This window comes from Ruminococcus sp. N15.MGS-57 (assembly GCF_000980385.1).
Lineage (GTDB): Bacteria > Bacillota > Clostridia > Oscillospirales > Ruminococcaceae > Hominimerdicola > Hominimerdicola aceti.
Window position 1 is genome coordinate 34436 of record NZ_LARF01000006.1, and the last position, 20533, is coordinate 54968.

Annotated in this window: 18 protein-coding genes and 1 tRNA gene; 6 read left to right on the top strand and 13 right to left on the bottom strand. The window is 43.6% G+C overall.

Features of this window, described 5'->3' with window-relative positions:
* Positions 1-52: 52 nt before the first annotated feature.
* Genes murB through murD form a run of 8 tightly spaced genes read right to left on the bottom strand, consistent with a single transcriptional unit; the run spans position 53 to position 8259 of the window.
* Positions 53-967 (bottom strand): UDP-N-acetylmuramate dehydrogenase, encoded by a 915-nt coding sequence (gene murB, locus WS40_RS02060; RefSeq protein ID WP_046439771.1) that lies wholly within the window; start codon positions 965-967, stop codon positions 53-55.
* A 45-nt stretch (positions 968-1012) separates the two neighbouring features.
* Positions 1013-1735 (bottom strand): phosphatase, encoded by a 723-nt coding sequence (locus WS40_RS02065; protein ID WP_046439773.1) that lies wholly within the window; start codon positions 1733-1735, stop codon positions 1013-1015.
* A gap of 39 nt (positions 1736-1774) precedes the next feature.
* Positions 1775-2734, bottom strand: coding sequence for an HPr(Ser) kinase/phosphatase (hprK, locus tag WS40_RS02070; RefSeq protein WP_022286731.1), 960 nt, complete (start codon positions 2732-2734; stop codon positions 1775-1777).
* 27 nt (positions 2735-2761) lie between these two features.
* Complete coding sequence (locus WS40_RS02075; protein ID WP_046439775.1) at positions 2762-4033, bottom strand: methionine gamma-lyase family protein; 1272 nt, start codon at positions 4031-4033, stop codon at positions 2762-2764.
* Positions 4026-4802 (bottom strand): hypothetical protein, encoded by a 777-nt coding sequence (locus WS40_RS02080; protein ID WP_046439777.1) that lies wholly within the window; start codon positions 4800-4802, stop codon positions 4026-4028. The genes WS40_RS02075 and WS40_RS02080 overlap by 8 nt, the downstream gene beginning before the upstream one ends.
* The gene (locus WS40_RS02085) at positions 4799-5818 is read right to left on the bottom strand and encodes a M42 family metallopeptidase (protein WP_046439779.1); all 1020 of its coding nucleotides are present in this window, start codon (positions 5816-5818) and stop codon (positions 4799-4801) included. The genes WS40_RS02080 and WS40_RS02085 overlap by 4 nt, the downstream gene beginning before the upstream one ends.
* A 6-nt stretch (positions 5819-5824) precedes the next feature.
* A complete protein-coding gene (locus WS40_RS02090; RefSeq protein WP_046439781.1) occupies positions 5825-6841 on the bottom strand; it encodes a hypothetical protein in 1017 nt (338 codons plus the stop codon).
* 26 nt (positions 6842-6867) lie between these two features.
* Complete coding sequence (gene murD / locus WS40_RS02095; RefSeq protein WP_046439783.1) at positions 6868-8259, bottom strand: UDP-N-acetylmuramoyl-L-alanine--D-glutamate ligase; 1392 nt, start codon at positions 8257-8259, stop codon at positions 6868-6870.
* Positions 8260-8594: 335 nt separating this feature from the next.
* Here murD and WS40_RS02100 point away from each other — a divergent pair, with 335 nt between their 5' ends.
* From WS40_RS02100 to eno, 3 genes are all read left to right on the top strand, one after another.
* A complete protein-coding gene (locus WS40_RS02100; protein WP_046439785.1) occupies positions 8595-9740 on the top strand; it encodes a ribose-phosphate pyrophosphokinase in 1146 nt (381 codons plus the stop codon).
* A gap of 71 nt (positions 9741-9811) precedes the next feature.
* Entirely contained in the window at positions 9812-10519 is a 708-nt protein-coding gene (locus WS40_RS02105) for an IspD/TarI family cytidylyltransferase (RefSeq protein ID WP_046439788.1), read from the top strand.
* Between the two features lie 411 nt (positions 10520-10930).
* On the top strand, positions 10931-12226 hold the full coding sequence (gene eno / locus WS40_RS02110) for a phosphopyruvate hydratase (protein WP_046439790.1): 1296 nt from the start codon (positions 10931-10933) through the stop codon (positions 12224-12226).
* Between the two features lie 208 nt (positions 12227-12434).
* Here the strand turns inward: eno and WS40_RS02115 are convergent.
* The 3 genes from WS40_RS02115 to WS40_RS02125 all read right to left on the bottom strand — a co-directional run bounded on the left by WS40_RS02115 (position 12435) and on the right by WS40_RS02125 (position 14271).
* A tRNA-Lys gene (locus WS40_RS02115) sits at positions 12435-12510 on the bottom strand.
* A gap of 184 nt (positions 12511-12694) precedes the next feature.
* Positions 12695-13066 carry a zinc-ribbon domain-containing protein gene (locus WS40_RS02120; protein ID WP_046439792.1) on the bottom strand — a complete coding sequence of 124 codons (372 nt, stop codon included), beginning with the start codon at positions 13064-13066 and terminating at the stop codon, positions 12695-12697.
* Positions 13067-13164: 98 nt separating this feature from the next.
* Positions 13165-14271: an SGNH/GDSL hydrolase family protein gene (locus WS40_RS02125; protein ID WP_325208365.1), complete on the bottom strand. Its 1107-nt coding sequence runs from the start codon at positions 14269-14271 to the stop codon at positions 13165-13167.
* Between the two features lie 194 nt (positions 14272-14465).
* On the opposite strand from WS40_RS02125, the gene WS40_RS02130 reads away from it, so the two are divergent.
* Together WS40_RS02130 and WS40_RS02135 are read left to right on the top strand one after the other, a co-directional pair.
* Complete coding sequence (locus WS40_RS02130) at positions 14466-15677, top strand: ATP-binding protein (RefSeq protein ID WP_022286720.1); 1212 nt, start codon at positions 14466-14468, stop codon at positions 15675-15677.
* 35 nt (positions 15678-15712) lie between these two features.
* Positions 15713-17251, top strand: coding sequence for an alpha-amylase family glycosyl hydrolase (locus tag WS40_RS02135; RefSeq protein ID WP_046439794.1), 1539 nt, complete (start codon positions 15713-15715; stop codon positions 17249-17251).
* Between the two features lie 73 nt (positions 17252-17324).
* On the opposite strand, the gene WS40_RS02140 is transcribed toward WS40_RS02135, so the two are convergent.
* Together WS40_RS02140 and WS40_RS02145 are read right to left on the bottom strand one after the other, a co-directional pair.
* On the bottom strand, positions 17325-18107 hold the full coding sequence (locus WS40_RS02140; RefSeq protein WP_046439796.1) for a helix-turn-helix transcriptional regulator: 783 nt from the start codon (positions 18105-18107) through the stop codon (positions 17325-17327).
* Between the two features lie 120 nt (positions 18108-18227).
* Positions 18228-19106 (bottom strand): fibronectin type III domain-containing protein, encoded by an 879-nt coding sequence (locus WS40_RS02145; protein WP_046439798.1) that lies wholly within the window; start codon positions 19104-19106, stop codon positions 18228-18230.
* A 424-nt stretch (positions 19107-19530) separates the two neighbouring features.
* Between WS40_RS02145 and WS40_RS02150 the strand changes: the two genes are divergently transcribed.
* Positions 19531-20451 (top strand): S1 RNA-binding domain-containing protein, encoded by a 921-nt coding sequence (locus WS40_RS02150; protein WP_022286716.1) that lies wholly within the window; start codon positions 19531-19533, stop codon positions 20449-20451.
* The last annotated feature ends 82 nt before the right edge of the window (positions 20452-20533 follow it).

Here is a 20533-nt window from a genome sequence, read left to right on the forward strand (position 1 = left end):
TTCCTTTCTTACAAAGCTGAAAAAAATCATCACTTATTGATCCCTATTTAAATTATTCCTTGTAAGGTATTATCTTTACCTCACATTCAAGAAGATAGCCTGTCTGCTCTTTGACAATGTGCTGAACGTGTCTTATCACCGACATAATATCCTCAGTTGTTGCACCACCCTTGTTCACCACAAAACCGCAGTGCTTTTCAGACACCTGTGCTCCTCCCACTGTGTATCCCCTCAGACCACAGTCCTCAATGAGCTTTCCTGCAAACTGTCCCTCAGGTCTTTTAAAGGTCGAGCCTGCACTTGGATATTCAAGTGGCTGTTTTGAACGGCGTCTGCCCATAAGCTCCACCATTTTGTCCTGAATATCGTCATACGCTCCTGCCTCAAGTCTGAATACTCCTGAGGTTATGACTTCGCCGTTTTTCTGATAACAGCTGCTGCGATAAGCAAGAGCCATTTTATTTGCCTCTGTAGTATGTACAGTACCGTCTGCCCTCACGGAGTTCGCAGAGGTTATAACGTTTTTAATCTCCCCGTCATAAGCTCCTGCGTTCATATATATAGCACCGCCCACAGTTCCCGGTATGCCATAGGCAAACTCAAGTCCTGTGAGGTTATGCTCAAGAGCGAATCTGCACAGTTTTATAAGGCTGCACCCAGCCTCGGCGTATATGGTGTTTTCGTTCATCATTTTTATCTCGTCCACTGACTGACCCATGAGGAACACCACTCCCTCGTAGCCCTTATCGTCAAATAAAAGATTTGAGCCATTTCCAACAACAATATATCTTACGTTCCATTCGTGTGCGGCTCTAACAAGTTTTGCAAGGCTTTCCTCTGAGCTTATATCCACCATTGCAGTACACGTTCCGCCTGTGCGGAATGTGGTATGCTTTGAAAGCGGCTCGTTGTAGACAACATTACATTCAAGCTCTGAGGCAAGATCAAGCAGCTTTTGTGTATTCATATATATCTGTAAAACGCCCTTGTGAGGGCTTCTCCTTTCATCGTTTTAAATATCGAGGTTTGGTCTTTTCGCAAGAACATATTCCCTTATTTTTTCCCAATCACTGTTCATGATAAGCTTCTCAGGAAAATCAAGTTCCTCCGCTATCTTTGCCACTTTCGGTGTTTGACCGATAAGCTGACAGAAATGACAATCAGAGTCAAAGACCACAGGCACTTCATACTTTTTGCAAAGCTTCAAAAGCTCCACTACGTTTCTTCTGGGCGACCTTTTGCACACAAATGAGCTTTCGTTTATCTCCACAAGCTTGCCGTACTCCTTGAACGCCTTTACGCCCTTTTCATAATCGAACATAAAAGGTGCGGTGGTGCAGTGACCTATGACATCCACCTGAGGGTTCTGTGCGACTTTCAGCCAGCTTTTAGTGTGGTTCTCAGGTGTCGAGGGAGTATAGCAGGCACTGTGCATAGACGCCACCACCCATTCAAGTCCTGAAAGCAGCTTTTCGCTGGTATCAAGCTCTCCGTCATCGCTCACAACGTTAGCCTCTATGCCTTTGAGGACGGTTATCCCGTTTATCTTTCTCGGCAGTATGCCAAGATTGACAAAATGCCAGATATGTGGCGAGTCAGGCATTTTCATGGCATGGTCTGTCATTGCTATGCCTTTCATTCCGTATTTTTCAGCCCACTGGCAGTTCTCTGTTATGGTGGAGTAAGCATGAGTTGAAGCTATAGTGTGCGTGTGCATATCTCCCTGTAAGTGCATTATGATCTATCTCCTATTTAAAAAAGTATATGCGTGTTTTTAGAAATTATCCCAGTTCTTGACCTTGTCTTTCTTGTCCATTTGCAGACCAAGATTCTGCAAAAGTTCAGCGGCAGCGTTATAACCCATTTTCTTCTGACGGTTGTTCATAGCCGCAACTTCAAGGATAACAGCAAGGTTTCTGCCCGGCTTTATAGGAATTGTAAGGCTCGGTATCTTGATTCCGAGAATAGTTGTATACTCATTGTCTACGCCCATTCTGTCGTATATCTTTGTGCTGTCCCAAGGCTCAAGCTCTACGATAAGGTCTATCTTCTCGCTTACCTTTACAGCACCCATACCGAACAGACGTCTTGTGTTGATGATACCGATACCTCTCAGTTCAAGGAAGTGACGGATATTATCAGGTGATGAGCCTACTAGCGTTCTGTTTGATGTCTTTCTTATCTCAACGGCATCGTCAGCCACAAGTCTGTGACCTCTCTTTACAAGCTCGATAGCTGTTTCGCTCTTACCAACACCACTCTCTCCCACGATAAGGATACCCTCGCCGTATACTTCGATAAGAACGCCGTGGCGTGTTATTCTCGGAGCAAGCTCAACGTTCAGGTAGCCGATAAGTGCGGCGATAAAAGCTGTTGTGCTGTCCTGAGTTCTTGCGATAGGCACGCCGTATTTCTTAGCTATCTCAACCATTTCAGGGTAAAGCTCATGACCTCTTGCCACGATAAAAAGCGGTATCTTTGTAGCAAAAAGAGCGTCTATCCTCTCATATCTTGTTTTCTCGTCAAGTGAAGCAAGATAAGCAAACTCCATATTTCCGCATATCTGAACACGCTCTGCATTGAAATACTCATAAAATCCCATAAGCTGAAGTCCAGGTCTGTTACAATCATTCTCAGTAACAACAAGGCTGCTGATGTTCTCAGGAGCATAGATTATCTCCATATTAAGCTGTTTGATTATCTCCTCGACAGTAACGCTGAATATCTCTGCCATTGAATATCATTCCTTTCCAGTCAAATTTTATATTCTAAGTAAACCTTTGTTATACATCTCCTGTGCGGCAAGCATAACGCCTGCTTTGCCTGTTGGGTATGTGATACCGCCCTGAAGCCATGCGGCAAACGGCGGTCTGATAGGGGCGTCGGCGGAAAGCTCTATGGACGCACCCATTGTGAATGCTCCTGCCGCCATTATAACCTTGCTGTCATAACCCGGCATATCCCATGCCTCTGGAGTAACATAGCTGTCAACCGGCGAGCCTTTCTGTATTCCCTGACAGAAAGCCACGAGGTTCTCCTCGTTTTCAAGAAGAATAGATGCGATTATATCAGTTCTTGTTTCGCCACTTTCAGGAAGGGTCTTGTAGCCAAGTTTTTCAAAGAAACGGCAGGCGAAAACGGAAGTTTTCAGTGCTGATGCGACCACCTGTGGTGCCATGAAAAAGCCAAGGAGCATTTCTCTGTTTTGATTAAGTGAACAACCAACTTCCTTGCCCATGCCAACGCAGGTGAGCCTGTCGGCACACTTTTCCACAAGGTCTGCTCTGCCGCAGATATATCCGCCTGTAGAAGCAATTCCACCGCCTGGATTTTTGATAAGCGAGCCTATGATGATATCTGCACCAACGCTCAGTGGCTCTTTTCTTTCAACAAACTCACCGTAACAGTTATCCACCATGACGATTATATCAGGATTAGCTTTCTTTGCTGTTTCTGCTATCTTTCCGATTATCTCCACTGTCAGTGACGGTCTGAGAGAATAACCTCTTGAACGCTGGATATAGGCTATCTTTGCACCAACGGCTTTCTTTGCTATCTCGTCATAATCAGGGTACATCTCGTCCACCAAGTCTACCTGCTCATACTTTACACCGAAATCAATAAGTGAGCCGTTGCCCTTTTCACCTCTGATACCGATTATCTCCTCAAGGGTATCATAAGGCTTTCCAGTGCAGGCAAGCATTGTGTCTCCGCTTCTAAGCACTCCGAAAAGCGCTGTTGACAGTGCATGAGTGCCGTTCACAAAAGTGTGTCTTACCAAAGCATCTTCACCGCCAAGTGCCTGAGCGAACACCTTGTCTATAGTATCTCTGCCCATGTCGCCGTATCCGTAACCTGTTGTGCCTTTAAGACAGCCCTCGCTCACACGATTGTCGATAAAAGCTTTCAGCACTTTCTGTCCGTTATACTCGGCGTTGCTGTCTATTTTTTCAAACATCTCCCTGCACTCATTCTCTGCCTCGGAGGCAAGAGATAAAAGCTTTGGGTCTATATCAAATATACATTCATTCATTTTCAATTCTCTCCAATACAAGATCTATTCCGCAGGCTTTAAAGCCTATCTCCTCATAATAGCTCACTCTATGGGGTCTTGCAAACAATCTAACCTGAAAGCCGTCCTGTGTGAGCTTTTCACCTATCCAATACAAAAGCTGTCTTGCATGGAATTTTCCACGCTCCTCAGGTATCGTTCCAACGTGTCCCACAAGTGCCACGCCATCTATGATATACTGTATAGTGGCAGTGGTGTAGTTTCCAAGCAGGAATGACTGTGAAAGTCCTCTCCTTACTCTGTGGGAAGTATCCGTAAGCCACAGCTCATAGGAATTTCTTATTGCAGGAAAGCATGGTGCAAGTATCCTGAAAACATCATCGAGTTTTGGAAGCTCGTTCACGTCAAGGGGTGGGATATCATTCTTTGCAACAAAGCTGAACTCCGTCCGCTTGTCACCCTTATACTCCGTCTTAGTGAGTTCTGCAAGCTTGTCTGAATACTCCGCCTCGAACTCCACTGCGGCAGGCTTGTTCATAAGAATGAACCCTGCGAGCTCGCCCAATACCTTGTCGTCAAATCTCTTATCCTTGAAAGTCGATATCATCATAGAGGCGTTGAATACTGATATGATACCAAGCTTTTCTCCGCTTTCCTCAACGGCATAGAAATGCAGAAAATCATACCCTGTGCCGTATGCCGCAAAGTGCGACTTTATACGCCTTGTATAATTGTTAGGTTTAAGACCGCTCAGCAGTTCTGAGCTGATCTCTTTGGTTTCATAGATCATTTGTTATAAGTCCTATCCAAGATCAATTTTGTAAGAACATAAGCGTTCTCAAAGTCCGCCTTATTTATCACGCAGCTAGGCGAATGAAGATATCTGCAAGGGAGCGAAACCGCGGCAGTCTTTACACCACCACGGGAAACGTGTATCGCACCTGCGTCATTTCCTCCTGCCACCATTGTTTTGGTCTGGCACGGTATGCCGTTCTCTTCCGCCGCAGAAAATGCAAGCTCAAAAAGCTCACGGTCATACATTGTGTGTCTGTCCATATATGAAACAACAGGACCTTTTCCAAGCTCACATACCCTTTTCTCTCCAGAAGCCGATGGAATATCCGCCGCAGTTGTGGATTCAAGCACCACCGCATAATCAGGCGCAACAGTGAACGCCGCACAGGTCGAGCCACGCAAACCTATCTCCTCCTGCACCACGAAGGTGAAATATGTGTCATACTCCACGCCCTCTTCTATCATTCTGAGCATTATTGCACAGCCTGCTCTGTCGTCTATAGCCTTGCACTTCACGAAGCCCTCGCCGAACTCTACAAAATTGGAAACAAATCTCACACTGTCTCCAAGGCGCACAAGCTTTAAGGCTTCCTCACGGCTGTCAACACCTATATCTATGGTAAGCTTATCAAAAGGCACAGACTTTTTTCTCTCCTCAGCTGTGAGGTTATGGATAGCCTTTCCCCCCACAACGCCAAGGACGTTATTCCTGCCGATTTTGACACGTCTGCCGAAAACAACTCTTGGGTCAACACCGCCAACTGATGACACTTTCAGCGTGCCGTCAGAATTCACATAGGTGACTATCATGCCAACCTCGTCCATATGAGCAGACACCATTATCTTATTCTTTGGGGCCTTTTTGCCCTTACAGAAAGCTATGACATTGCCAAGGTTATCCACCCTTATTTCAGCTTTATCGCCTATTTTATCTATTATATATTCTCTTACCGCTCCCTCGTCGCCTGAAATGCCGTCAAGGAGGCAGAGGTCTTTCAGTTTATCCAACATAAATATCTACACTCTTTTCAGATATTCTGCAATAAGCAGAGCCGTATTATCAATATCATTTATATCCACTATCTCCACAGGCGTGTGCATATGCTTTTCCGGAATGGATATGGTAACGGCTTTTGTTCCGCTTCCGCTCACGCCGATAGTGTCAGCGTTCGTGCCTGTTTTTCCGCTCATAACTTCAAGCTGATATGGTATGTCCTTTTCTTCTGCAAGGCTAATAAAGCCATCTGACATATCTCGTGAAAGGGACGGAGCAATGCCTATCATCGCTCCCTTGCCCATTATGCCGCACTCTTCCTCGCTCTCATAATGAGTCCTAGCAAAGGAAACGTCCACCACTATCGCATAGTCTGCACTGATATCATATGCTGTTGTTTTTGCACCACGCTCGCCAACTTCTTCCTGAGTTGAAAAGCACACTGCGATATTATAAGCTGTCTGCTGACCATTGAGAAGCTCCAAAGTCTTTAGAATAGCCGTACAGCCTGACCTGTCGTCAATTGCTTTAGATGTCACACGGCTTCCTGCGAGCCTTTCGGCCTTGTTTTCTATAAGCACTCTGTCACCAAGGGAAACATACTTTGCTGCATTTTCACGGCTCGTAAAACCTATATCTATGAAAACGCTGTCAAGGTCTGGTGCGACAGAGCTGTCTTTTTCAAGGTGAGGCGGAGTTGAAGTCACGATGCCCGTGAGCTTTTCTTTGCCGTAAACTGTCACCTGCTGAGCCAAAAGAAGCCTTGTATCAAGGCCACCGCAGCCTGATATTTTCAAAAAGCCGTCCTCTGTGATGTATGTGACTATCATGCCTATCTCGTCTATATGGGCGTCAAGAAGCATAACAGGCTTGCCGTCCTCCCAGCTTCCAACCTTGCAGATAACACTGCCAAGAGCGTTATCCAAGGTGACTTCGCCATACTTTTCAAGGAGCTTTGCCGCAGCCTCAGCCGCTGAGCCTTCCGCTCCCGATACACCTGCCGCAGAGCAAAGCTGTGACAGTATCTCAAATGTATCCATAATACATATCCCTGCTTTTTATAAAATTAGAGTTCGTTCACAAGTCGCTTGAAATGTCTGCCTCTTGCCTCAAAGTTAGGATAGAGGTCAAAGCTTGCACAGGCTGGTGAAAGTGTGACAACATCGCCCTTTTCAGCCATTTTCTGTGCTGTGAGTACCGCCTCTTCAAGGGTCTTTACTCTCACTATTTTCAGACCGCTTTCAGGATAGAGCGGACTTTCTGTAACAGCCTTTTCTATCTTGTCTGCTGTCGCACCAAGAAGAATGAGTATCTTTACGTTCTTGTTCACAGGTTCTGCAAGAGGTTCAAAAGGTATCTTCTTGTCATAGCCGCCTGCGATAACAATAAGCTTCTGATTAAATGAATTAAGTCCTGCGATAACTCTTGTAGGGCTGGTTGCGATAGAATCGTTATACCACTTAACACCATCTATCTCTCTTACAAATTCAATTCTATGCTCAACGCCACCGAAGTTCTTTGCTACCTGAACTATGCTCTGGATAGATACCTCGCCCCATACTGCGGCGATAGCTGTGAGATAGTTCGCAACGTTGTGGATACCAGGTATCCTTATATCGTCCTTGTGCACTATCTCTGTAGTTCTGCCCTTTTCCGTGTAGCAAAGCATACCGTCGTCATTAAGATATGCGCCTGTCTGAACAGGATGCTTTAGAGAGAATGTGACAAGCTTTCCTCTTACGAGGTCTGCAAGCTTTATTGTTTCCTCGTTATCCTCATTGAGGACAGTTCTTGAGTATCCGTTCTGATGAGCGATAAGGTTAGCCTTTGCACCGATATACTCCTCCATTGTTCCGTGAACGTTCAGGTGGTTTGGAGTGATGTTTGTGATTGCGGCAACGTTTGGCGACTGTCTCATTGAGATAAGCTGGAAGCTTGAAAGCTCAACTACTGCAACGTCGCTGTCTGACATTGTTTCAACTATAGGCAGAAGAGCCTTGCCGATATTTCCACCGATATGGACACGTTTGCCCTCGGCTTTGAGCATTTCGCTGATAAGTGTGGTTGTAGTAGTCTTTCCGTCTGAGCCTGTTACGCCGTATATCTTGCATGGGCAGAGGTCAAAGAAAGTTTCCATTTCTGATGTAATGGCTACTCCTGCTTTTCTTGCCTTTGTGATAGTTTCATCATTGTAGTACATACCGGGTGTTCTGAAAACTATATCGCAGTTAAAGATGATATCAAGATAATGCTCGCCCAATGAGAACTCACAGCCCTTTGCGGAAAGCTCCTCATAAATAAGCTCGTCAAATTCGTCCTCTGTCTTTTTGTCGCAGACAACGCATCTTATGCCCTTTGAAAGAAAAAGCTTTATAAGCTCCAGATGGCTTACGCCCGTTCCTATGAACGCTACTCTCTTATCCTTTATTTCCATGAAATATTTTTGTGCTTTTGTCATGTCATTAACTCCTTTAATAATTCTGTCAGTTGTGTGCAATATACTGCACACATACCTATTCTATTTTATTATATATCATTTTATCCAAAAACGCAAGGACTTTTTTATATATGCAAAAAAAGTTTACCTGTCGTGCGGTTAGGAAACGTTTACTTGATTTTTGTGTCTAAATGTGCCGCAGTGAGAGGGTGTTTTTTGTGAAAAGTGAGAAAAATTTATTATTTGCGAAAAAACTATTGTAAAATCGGGATTTATAAAGTATAATATATGTATATTGGTATGTTTCGTACTGACCTGAGGTCAGACAACAATTAGTATTGGAGGATATGATAATAATGGGTAATGCTGACAATGTATTGTTCGACAATGACTCAAGAGTTGCACCGCTTGGTCTTATCGCTATGGCAGGCGCTTCCGAGCTTGGCAAGAAGGTAGACGGTTATCTTACAAAATGGGCTAACGAAAACGAATTTGTTAAGGATACTTTCCTTGTTGAGGCTGTTTGTCCTAGATTTTCTTCCGGCGACGGCAAGGGTCTTATCAAGTCATCTATCAGAGGCGACGATCTTTTCATTCTCTGCGACGTAGGAAACTATAGCTGCACATACAACTATTTCGGCAGGGAAAACAGTATGTCACCTGACGATCATTATCAGGATCTTAAAAGAATAATTCAGGCTGCAGGCGGTAAGGCTCACAGAATAAACATCATCATGCCTTCCCTTTACGGTGGCAGACAGCACAGAAGAAACTACAGAGAATCTCTTGACTGTGCAGTTGCTCTTCAGGAGCTTCAGTCTATGGGCGTTTCAAATATCCTTACTTTTGACGCTCACGACCCAAGAGTACAGAATGCTGTTCCACTCATGGGTCTTGACAACATAATCCCTTCCTATCAGGTTCTCAAGGCAATGTTTAAAAACCTTTCAGATTTCAGACCTGACAAGGATCACTTCATGATAATCTCCCCTGACGAGGGCGCTATCAACAGAAATATGTACTATGCTTCTGTTCTGGGTGTAAACCTCGGTATGTTCTACAAGAGAAGAGATTATTCAACTATCATCGACGGCAGAAACCCTATCGTTGCTCACGAATATATGGGTAATGACGTTGCCGGCAAGGACGTTTTCATTGCCGACGATATCATCTCATCAGGCGAGTCTATGCTGGATATCGCTGTAGAGCTTAAAAAGCGTAAAGCTAACAAGATCTACTGCTATGCTACTTATCCAATTTTCACAAATGGTCTTGAAGCATTCAACAAGGCTTATGCTGACGGCATCATCGACGGCGTATTCGGCACAAACCTCACATACAGAACACCTGAGCTGCTTTCAAGCCCATGGTTCTATGAGGTAGACTGCTCTAAGTACATTGCTTACTTCATTGCGTCACTCAATCATGACAAGTCAATTTCACAGGTCATCGACCCACACACAAAGATCGAAGCTCTGCTGAAAAAATACGGCATAAAGTAAATTCAATACACAACGATAAAGTTCGGGGCGGACGGCTGTCCCGAACTTTTTTTATATGAGGAGAAGATAAAATGATATTTGCAGGGATAGTTGCAGGAGGCTGCGGTTCCAGAGTAAAAAGTGCGGTTATACCAAAGCAGTTTATAGAGATAGGCGGAGTGCCTGTTATCGTCAGAACAGTGAGAGCGTTTCTTGCAGTGGAAGAGATAGATATGGTTTATGTGGGCATAAAACCTGACTGGCACGAATACACTAACGAGCTTTTTGAACGCTTCGGGATAGACAAAGAGCGTGTGAAAGTCATAGACGGCGGAGCTGACAGAAACGGCACTGTAATGAACATAGCTGAGGCAATAGTCGCTGAACATGGTGAGAATGAGGGGGACATAATACTCACCCATGACGCTGTAAGACCATTTGTGACGGAGAAGATAATAAAGGACAATATCGAGGCAATGACGAAACATTCCGCCTGCGGAACTTATATGCCTGCGGCTGATACCATAATAAGATCTGACGGCGAAAAGGTCAGGGAAACGCTTAACAGAAGCGAGCTTTATCAGGCGCAAACTCCGCAAACTTTCAGACTTTCGGAGCTGAGGAAGAATTATTATTCGCTTAGCGAGGAGCAAAACAAAAAGCTGACGGATACTTGTTCTGTTTTTACATCTTGCAATGAGGATATATACCTTGTTGTCGGGGACGCAATGAATTTCAAGATAACCACAGACAGCGATCTGAGAATGGCGAATGCACTGGCAGAGTCAAGTGAAAAGTGAGAAATAGATCAAGGCGGTGTGGGAGAACGATCTCTGCACCGCTTTTTTTATACCCTACCATGCTTTGTGCGGTTTTCAGCATAAATAAGATCACGCCCAAAACGAATATTCTCACAAAGCTTGTCAATAATAACAAACGAAAAGTTTCGCAAAGCTTATCTGTTGTTCAAAAAGTCAATAGCCATGCCTGCAGGCAGTACACCTTTTGTGCATACCTATGAAATGTGTTAGATATGCCTAACTAAGATTGACATACGGCTTCGCACGTGGTAAAATAAATGTGGTTAGTAGCTACTAACCACGTGAGAATAAATCATGCAGACTTCTCTATGATGACAAGAGCGAAATGTCATCAGCCCGAATGGTGGTGCGTTCGGGTAGTCTGCATAATATTAAAAAGGAGCTTATATTATGAACTATCTTGAGATCGTAAAAGTAATCGGACGTGAAATTCTGGATTCCAGAGGAAACCCAACTGTTGAAGCTGAGGTATATCTCGCAGACGGAACAGTGGGCAGAGGCACTGCACCGAGCGGTGCGTCAACAGGCGAGTTTGAGGCCCTTGAGCTTCGTGACGGCGATAAGGGCAGATATGGCGGAAAGGGCGTAACAAAAGCAGTTGAGAACATCAACACTGCTATCAATGACGCAGTCTGCGGACTTGACGCTTCTGACATCTATGCCGTTGATAGGGCTATGATAAAGGCTGACGGCACTAAGGATAAGTCAAAGCTTGGCGCTAACGCTATCCTCGCTGTTTCTATCGCTGCTGCAAGAGCGGCTTCTATCTCTCTGGATATTCCTCTATACAGATTTCTCGGTGGCATATCAGGAAACAGACTTCCTGTTCCTATGATGAACATTCTTAACGGTGGCGCTCATGCTGCAAACACTGTTGACGTTCAGGAATTTATGATAATGCCTGTTGGCGCTCCAAGCTTTAAGGAAGCACTCCGCTGGTGCGCTGAGGTTTTCCACGCTCTGGCTGCCCTGCTTAAATCAAAGGGACTTGCTACTTCTGTAGGCGACGAGGGCGGCTTTGCTCCTGACCTTGCAAGCGACGAGGAAGCTATCCAGTATATACTCGAAGCTGTTAAGAATGCAGGTTATGAGCCGGGTAAGGACTTCATGATAGCAATGGACGCTGCTTCAAGCGAGTGGAAAGGCTCAAAGAAGGGCGAGTACGTTCTTCCAAAGGCTGGCACAAAGTTCACTTCTGCTGAGCTTATCGAACACTGGAAGAAACTCGTTGAAAAATACCCTATCATCTCTATCGAGGACGCTCTCGACGAAGAAGATTGGGAGGGCTGGCAGCTTCTCACTAAGGAGCTTGGCGGCAAGGTGCAGCTCGTTGGCGACGATCTGTTCGTAACAAATACAGAAAGACTTGCAAAGGGCATCAGCCTTGGCTGCGGCAACTCTATCCTTATCAAGCTCAATCAGATAGGCTCAGTTTCTGAAACACTTGAGGCTATCAAAATGGCTCATAAGGCAGGCTACACTGCGATTTCTTCACACCGTTCAGGTGAAACAGCAGACACAACTATCGCTGACCTTGCAGTTGCTCTCAACACTTGCCAGATAAAGACAGGCGCACCAAGCAGAAGTGAGCGTGTCGCAAAATACAATCAGCTTCTCAGAATTGAGGAAGAACTTGGCGAAAGCGCTGTTTATCCACAAATGGGCGCATTTAACGTAATCAGATAGTTTTTTGTCATATAAGGATCAAGCGAAAGCTCAGAAAAAGCAGTCCACAGGGGCTGCTTTTTTTGTTGTATAAATGCAGTGTAGGGGCAATCTGAGGTCGCTCGCTCATCACCACTTGCTTGTCCATTTTATCATCACATATAACAGACATAAAAAAATCACGCCCTAACAAAGTAAGGCGTGATCTTGACTAAGGATATTTCCCTAGTGGTGAGCTATCGGGGATTCGAACCCCGGACCCTTTGATTAAAAGTCAAATGCTCTGCCAACTGAGCTAATAACTCATATCGTCCTGCAACGACTTAATTATTATACCAATTTTCCACCCATTTGTCAAGGGGTTTTCGAGAATTTTTTCACTTTTTCCAAACTGCACATATTTATTCCCCATTTGGCATACTTTTATGCGTTTTCTAACAAAAAAACGCCCCTGAAAATCAAGGGCGTTTTATCTGCAAAACTTTAAGATTAGTTTATCTTGTTGCCGCAGTTAGGGCAGAACTGATTTCCAGCCGGAACTTTACCTCCGCAAGTTGGGCAGAACTTTTCACCCTGTGGTGCGGCCTGAGCCTGTGGCTGTGCATACGTCTGCTGTGGAGCGTTCTGCTGTGGAACAGAACCTGCATACTTCTTAAAAAGTGTGTAGATACCGCAGATAACAAGAAGAACAAATGCTATCCAGAACAGTACATACATGAATGTGTAGAAACCGCCATACAGCTTGCTCATACCTGAAAGATAGCTTCCTGCTGCATATGTAACTGCAAGACCCAGAACAACACCTGCACCAGTAGTTACCGGCTTGAGGTACTTGTCAGCAATTTTGAAAAAATCGTTCATTAGAGAATGCCTCCTAATTTAATAATATATATTTATTATACAATCGTTATGTCATAAAGTCAATAGATTCGAGTAAAATTTTTCACTTATTTACGTTTCTATTTGTTTGCTGTAATGACAGAAATAAGCATAAAATCGCTATTTTCTTTACCCTCTGTGTCAATAACTATCTCAACAGTGTGTTCTCCCTTTGCTCCGCTGTATATCTCCTCAAGACAGCAAAGGTCTCCCCAATCCTCGTCAAAGTTGGCGTCAAGAAGAACTTTGTTTTGCCTGTCACCGTCTATGACAGCATATGCAACAGGCGCAGGCTTGTTGATAGTCTTTCTGTATTGCAGCATTATAATACTTCCACTCACGTTGAATTTAATACAACTTCCCTGCTTGTGAGCTATCCAACCACCCTTGAATGGGTCGCTCCACTGCTCTGCCGCATGAGTATCAGGCTCAAAGCCCTCCATAACGGGCGAACAACTATAGTTCTGAAAGCGCTGTGCGTCCTCATATCTGCTTGCTGTAAATGGCTCAGGAAGTGAAGGCTTTTTCTCTGCACCGAGCTTCTTATAGTATGAATATTCTGTATCAAGCAGATTGCAGATAAGATCAGCTATCATCTTGTGACCTAGGTCTGTAGGGTGGAGCATATCCGCTGTGTAGTCTGCAAGACAAACGTTGCCAAGCTGTATCTCAGGGAAAATGTAGTTTCTTACACTGACGATAGGCAGGTCATAGTGCAGACCGATAGCGTTATGTATACCCTGTGCATTTGTGCCTGTATCGTAAAAAAGATTGTTTATAAGCACAACTGCCTTGACGCTCTCAGCTTTCAGCAGACGTCTTACAAGGCTCTCGTACGTTTCCATAAATAGGGGCGAACTGCTGTCGTTTACCGAAAACTCAACGAAAACAAGGTCTGGCTGTTTGTCAAGGACGTGTTCCTGCACTCTTGCCACCCCAAACTGCGAGGTAGTTGCACCAATACCAGCATTGAAGTAGCTTATCTCAGCGTCAGGAAAATTCGTCTGCCACCATTTTGCACTGCGGTCAACATATCTTAACTCAGTTTTTGTAGCATTACAGCCCATTGTTATCGAGCCACCCAAATAAACAATGCTAAGCTTTTTTTCATTCTCTATCTTTTTGAATACTTGTGGAAGATAACCCATACTGCCGATATTCATGATAGATACGTTTTTGTCCGTCATATCCATTTCTCCTTTTATTTCTATAATGGTCTATTATAGTATTATAGCATTTTTCAAAACAAAAGTAAATCATAACGGGCAAAAATATTTTGCTTTAAGCTACAAAAAGCGGTAATGTTTTTTGTTAAAATCGTGCAATGTAGATGTTGACGAAAAGTAATGATATGTTGTATAATAAAGAATAAATATAAAATATGAAGAAAGAAGTGTTCATAATGCACGATTTTAAGGCACTCTGCCGCCAGGCACACACATTAGTAATATTCAAGAGCTTACATGAAGTTCCTGTCTTTGAAAAGCTACTTGAAACACTTGCTGTATGCGAATCTGACAGCGACATGGCTATAGAAAAATACTCAGATTTTGTGGCTGAGCTTTTTGCATATTCGGATAATCTTACAGAATATATGCTCAAACTGGTTCTTGAAAATGAAAACCTTTTTATGCTAAAAAAAGGAGAAGGCAAGGAGACAGGTGCGCTTTTGGAGGAATGTCTTGCAAACGAGCTTGCCGTTATCGAGGAGCTTTCACAGATACCAAGTGACGAGATAATCTCAAAGATAGACTATGACGGCTTTCTGCCGAGATACGCAACGCAGAAACTTGACTTCTCACAGATATATGCCGACCGTATACACGCTATCGGTCAGTACGGTTACGGCATCTATTCTCAGTATCATGTATTTGTTATCAAAGACGGAAAGATAGTTCCGGTTGAATATCCTGATGACATAAAGCTTTCCGACCTGCACAATTATGAACGTGAGCGTCAGGAGGTTATAAACAACACTCTTGCGCTTTTGAAAGGCAAGCCTGCCAACAACGTTCTGCTTTATGGTGACTGCGGTACAGGCAAGTCCTCAACTGTCAAGGCCATAGCAAACGAATATGCCTGCAAGGGTCTCAGACTTATCGAGCTTAAAAAGAAGCAGCTCCATGAGATACCAGCCATTGTAGAAACGGTAAGCAAAAATCCATTGAAGTTCATTATCTTCATAGACGACCTTTCATTCACAGAGGACGATGATGATTTTGCGGCACTGAAAGCTATCCTCGAGGGAAGCGTTTCATCAACTGCGGACAATCTCTGCATTTATGCTACCTCAAACAGAAGACATCTTGTACACGAGACGTTCTCCTCACGAGAGGGTGACGAGATACACTTCAAAGACACTATGCAGGAGCTTCTTTCACTGTCAGACCGTTTTGGACTTACTGTCACATATCAGAAGCCTGACAAGAAGATTTACCTTGATGTAGTTGAGAAACTTGCAAAGCAATACGAGCTTAAAACTCCTATTGATGAGGTGCTTCAAAAGGCTGAGGCTTATGCGCTTTCGAGAGCAGGACGTTCACCGAGAGTTGCAAAGCAGTTCGTGGAATACATGAAGGGCATGGAAGACTAATAAATATATTCTGACAATATTCAGGAGGAATTATCATGACAAAGCAGCCACAGTGGCTTGACAACGCAGTTTTCTACGAGATCTATCCACAATCGTTCAATGACACAAACTCAGACGGTATCGGTGATATCAAGGGTATTACAGAAAAGCTTGACTATATCTGCGAGCTGGGGTGTAACGCTATTTGGATAAACCCATGCTTCAAATCACCTTTTGGCGACGCAGGCTATGACGTTGAGGACTATTACACAGTCGCTCCACGTTATGGCACTAACGAGGACCTGGTGGAGCTTTTTAACGAGGCTCATAAGCGTGGTATGCACGTCCTCCTCGACCTTGTACCTGGTCATACTGCCGTTACTCACAAGTGGTTTAAGGAATCAATGAAAGCCGAGAGAAACGAGTTCACAGACCGCTATGTGTGGACAGACAGCATATGGGTAGAGCCTGACGGCATGGCTAGTATCCGTGGTATCTCCGACAGGGACGGCTCATGTGCCGTGAATTTCTTCTCACATCAGCCTGCACTTAACTACGGCTATTATAAGCCTGATCCTGATAAAAAGTGGCAGCAGTCTATGAATGACGAGGGTCCGAGAGCCACACTTGAAGCACTCAAGGATATAATGCGTTTTTGGCTTAGTGCCGGTGCAGACGGTTTCAGAGTGGATATGGCAGGCTCTCTTGTAAAGAATGACGAGAACGGCAAAGGCACTATCGCACTTTGGCAAAACGTAAGAGAATTTCTTGATAAGGAGTTCCCATATGCCGCTATGGTATCAGAGTGGGGAGAACCTGACAAGTCAATAATTGGTGGCTTCCATATGGACTTTCTGTTGCACTTTGGTCCGTCACATTATAATGACCTTTTCCGCTGTGAAGAGCCTTATTTCTCAAAGCGTGGCAAGGGTACGGCTAAAGAATTTGTTGAAGCATACAAAACCAATTATGCCAAGACAGACGGCAAGGGTCTTATCTGTATCCCGTCAGGCAACCATGATATGGACAGACTTGCAAGAACCCTTGATACAGACGAAATGCGTGTTGCATTTGCTTTCCTGCTCACAATGCCGGGCGCACCGTTTATCTACTATGGTGACGAAATAGGCATGAGATATGTGGAGAATCTGACATCAGTTGAGGGTGGCTATGGCAGAACCGGCTCACGTTCGCCTATGCAGTGGAACAAGGGGCTTAATGCAGGCTTCTCATCAGCTAAGGCTGAAATGCTCTATGTACCGCTGGACAGCAGTAAAGACAGACCTGACGCTGAAAGCCAATCCAAGGACAGCACCTCACTTAGAAGCGAAGTCAAAGGGCTTATAAGCTTCAGGCAGAAAAATCCTGCTCTGCAAAGCAGGGGGGAGATAGAGTTTTTGTCAAGCGGATATCCTCTGGTATACAGACGTAAGGGCGAGGGACAGAGCATACTGGCGGTCATAAATCCAAAAGACGAAACGACAGAGATCAAAAACGTCAATGGCAAGATAATTTATACAGTAGGTCATGGCGCAAGCCTTGAAAACGGAAAGCTCATTATTAAAGGCTCGGCCGCTGTATTTGTTGAAGAATAAAATAACATAAAAGAGGTCAGGGACACATTCCTTGACCTCTTTTGTTATGCCGTCTAAAGTTTATCCACCGTTGTCAGAGCATACTCCGAAACTCCGTTGGAGTTTTTCCAAAGTGCATTTTAAACCGCTTCATAAAACCATATTCATTAGTATAACCGCACCTCTCAGCCACTTCCCTTACGCTGAGATTTGTCGTTGCAAGAAGCTGACTGGCTCTTTCCATTCGTGCGCTTATAACGTCTGTCATGACGCTCACTCCAAACATTTTCTTATACATATGCTGAAAACTTGACCTGCTTATACCCATATCCCATGCCATGCTACCTACGTCTGCAATATCCTCAGGCATTGCATATATGTATGCTCTGAGCTGCATAAAGCGGCTGTTCCTGTCAGTAATAATACAAGACTTCTTGTCTGTACATTTTAGCTGTCTTGCAAGCTTTAACAAAAAGATCTCCATATAGTACCGTGTTACTTCCTCATGTCCCTCTTTCATGAGCTGATACTCATATGCTACCGAGCGTATTATCTGACTAAGCTCATCGATATTTCCAAGGTATACCAGTGCATCTTTAGGAACATCAAGACTTTCAAATTTTTCCTTATCGCCCTTCTCATAATTGAAATAAAGCCAATCATCGGTATAAAACTCTTCTGCGGCATGGTATTTCACAGGGGTATCCGGTGAAAGCAGGATAAAAGAATTTTTCTCTGCCCTATGCTCGATTCCATTTATGACGAACACCGACGGTTCTTTTATGAGCAATATAAGAGGACTACCCACCCCTTGAGGGCAATCCATAATAAAATCTTTTCTATGGCGATAATTATAGCCGACCGCACCCACAAGCATTCTGATCCCTCCCTGCTTTTATCAACTTTATTTTACCACACCGCTACATTCTTGTCAATGAAAAAAGAGCAGACGCTTTGTTCTGCTCTTCTTTCACATAATTCTATAATAGTATTACAATTATCCCCAATAGGTTCTCCAAACATTGAAATAACCCCAAGGAATTTTAAATGAGTAGGCTATCTTACTGCTGTTTGTCTTGTAGCTTCTGTTGCACCAGAAGTAAACATTATAGTCATTAGCAATACCGTTAAGGTGAGTTTTGCCATATACTGCACCAAAAACAGCCTGCTTTACTCTTCTGGAAACGTTTGAATAATTTGCTCCGTCCCTTGAAAGCTGTGCAGATGACATAAATCCACCGCTCCTATAAATAATATCCTGAACATTGTTATATCTTGCATAGTAGGATCTCCACATTGCATTCTTTGTGTACTTTGCGGCAACATACTGGTTTGCAACACAATCTGCAACATAAACGATAGGCTTATCCCACTCTGAACCTGACATCTTACCAACCTCATGATAAACTATACGGCACATTGCTTCCCAGCCTGCCTTATTGAAGTCCATTCTTGCTGTCTTTATTGTCTGTGTCTTTGAGTAAGCAGAAGCGGCAGAGCCATTTACAGCCTTAACTCTGAACTGATATGAAGTCGTTCTCTGAAGACCTGTAACAGTGCAGTTCGTGTTCTTGACTGTCTTGTATTTCTTCCAGCTCTTATATTTGCCACCCTTGATGTATAGCTCATATTTTGAAGCACCTTTTACCTTGCTCCAATGCACCTTGATAGTGTTTGTCTGCTTGTTATACGGATGAGTGAACTCACTTCCATAGTTTATCTGAGCTGTCATCTTAGGAGTCGAAAGCTTTGCCGCAGCAGCATCGGCACTAAATCCCTCTGTCATTACCAAAAATGTCATAAGTGCTGCAATGAACATCACTATAACTTTCAGTGACTTATTCTTTGCTGAAATAAAACTTGCTGAATGATCCATTAATAATACGGCTTTACAACGCATACACGCTGCATTGCCAATTCACACCCTTTCTTTTAATTAGCGGCGGTCATGTCTGTGCCGCTATTTAATTTTATTACGGTCGATTAAAATTATGTATCAATCTGTAACGATAACGGTTAAGAAAGTTACAAACTGATTACAAATTACTACACTATTGTAACACGCACAATTGCATTTGTCAAGCTTTTTTATAGTTTTTTTGATTTTTGTTTATAATTTGAAGCAAAGAATATAAAAATTGTACTAATATTTCAGCACATTGAATATTAATTTACTGTATCAGCAAGAGTTCACGCACAATTATCACAAAGAAAATATGTGCAGAATATGAACAAAATCAATGGATCAACCACAGAGATCCTGCTGTTTTAAAAAAATCTGTGGGGAAAGAGGCAAAATAATGAAAAAATATTTACCTGAGGGCAAGATCTTCAATAGCCCTGAAAACCGATATTATCTTCAAAGCGAACGAACAATGGCTGAGGCAATGGCTCAGGGGTTGATACTGGAGGGTCATGCTGTGCTTTGTGACAGCGAACACAACATAATAGTAGAGCTTCCCTTTGGCAAAGGAATAATCCCAAGATCAGAGGGAGCGATCGGAATACAAGAAGGCAAAACAAAAGACATAGCGTTACTTTCTAGGGTAAACAAAACGGTATGCTTCAAGGTGACAGATATTGTTCACGAAAAGGGCGAGGTCATATGCAGGTTGTCAAGACGTCTTGCACAAGAAGAGTGCATTGAACGATATATAAGTACACTCACATCAGGGGACGTTATACCGGCAAAGGTAACACACCTTGAGCCTTTCGGATGCTTTGTTGACATAGGCTGTGGTCTTCCATCACTTATACCAATAGACGCCATATCCGTCTCACGCATCACCCATCCCAACGACAGATTTTTCAACGGTCAGGACATATATGCTGTGGTAAAAAGCTGTGACGAGGACAGGATATGCCTTTCTCACAAGGAACTTTTAGGAACATGGGAAGAAAATGCAGCATTGTTCTCCACAGGAGAAACTGTAGGCGGGATAGTACGCTCCATTGAACCATACGGTATTTTTATAGAGCTTGCTCCGAACCTTGCAGGGCTTGCAGAACCAAGAGAAAATGTGCGTGTGGGGCAGGCAGCAAGTGTTTACATAAAAGCTCTTATCCCCGAAAAAATGAAAGTAAAGCTCATTATCGTAGACGTATTTGAAAACAGCGTTTTTCCCTCAAAGATAAACTATTTCATCACCAGCGGCAGGCTCACAAAATGGGTCTATTCCACCAATGAATGTTACAAAAATATATGCTCTGAATTCGTGTGATAAACGTACATATTTTTGTACTTGTAATTTATTTGTACTATAATTTGTACTTGTTTTCACAGCAAAACAAGAGATAAAAAAA